General features: G+C 72.5%; 1 pseudogene. It reads left to right on the plus strand.

From position 1 onward, the window contains the following. Nucleotides 1–988: pseudogene (locus IMZ11_RS42500) on the plus strand (hypothetical protein); the annotation flags it as partial.

Raw genomic sequence — 988 nt, forward strand, 5'->3', positions numbered from 1 at the left:
TCATCGCCGTCCTGTTCGCGAACGCCGCCCGCAAACGGGCTGGTGACGAGGACGACTACGACGACCAGCTCTCCGACGATCCCTTCGAGGACAGCGGCCTCGACGACAGTACCGACCTCTCCGACACCTGCGACGACACCGACGACACTGACGACACCGATGGGGACGGGGAGCACACCGAGGCGGGTCCCCGCAGTCCTGTCGACGACGGCGGCGACGTCTGCACCCCCGAGCCTGGCAACAGCGAGCCTGGCGACAGCGACCCCGACGCGGGTCCGCCCGGCCCCGGCCCCGGCCCCGACCCCGGTCCTGGCGCTGGTCCCGGTCCTCTTGATGGTGACCCAGCTGGTCGCGCCCCAGGTTCGGGTCCCGACACTGGCCCCGGCTCTGGGGACGAGTCCAACGCTGCCCCCACCTCTGGGACCGGTAACAGCAACCCGCAGACGGGGCAGGCAGGCGCGGGCACCATGACAGGAAGCACGGAGACCGAGAACGACACCGCGGCCGCCCGTACGGTCGGGACGGTGGGGGTGGCAGGGTTCGCGGCCGGTGAGCTACGGGTCCAGGTGTCCACCCTGATGCACCTGGATGACCTGCCCGCCGAACTCGCGGGCTGGGGGCCCATCCACGCCCAGTTGGCACGCCGGCTCGCCAAACGTCAGATCGGCGGGGAGTGGCGGTTCGCCATCTGCGACGAACAGGGACAACTCCTCCATGCCGGGATCACCCGACGCCGACCCGCGGGATGGCCCCGCCACCCCGCACCCGACCCCGCACCCGGCCCTGTGCACGGCCGCGGTTTCACACCCGGCCTACCTTCCCAACCCCTCGCAGGTGACAACCGGGACGGGAGCGATCCGGCGGGCACGGCCAGGGTAGGGGTGACGCCTGCCCGCACACCGGCTGCCGGGCAGGAAGACAGCGACCGGCCGGGCGGGGCCCTCCACGCGAGGCCGGCGTCGGTCCGCCGTCGCGGGATCGTCGAACT

It is taken from the genome of Microtetraspora sp. AC03309 (assembly GCF_020826795.1).
In the GTDB taxonomy this organism is placed as follows: Bacteria; Actinomycetota; Actinomycetes; order Streptosporangiales; family Streptosporangiaceae; genus Microtetraspora; species Microtetraspora glauca.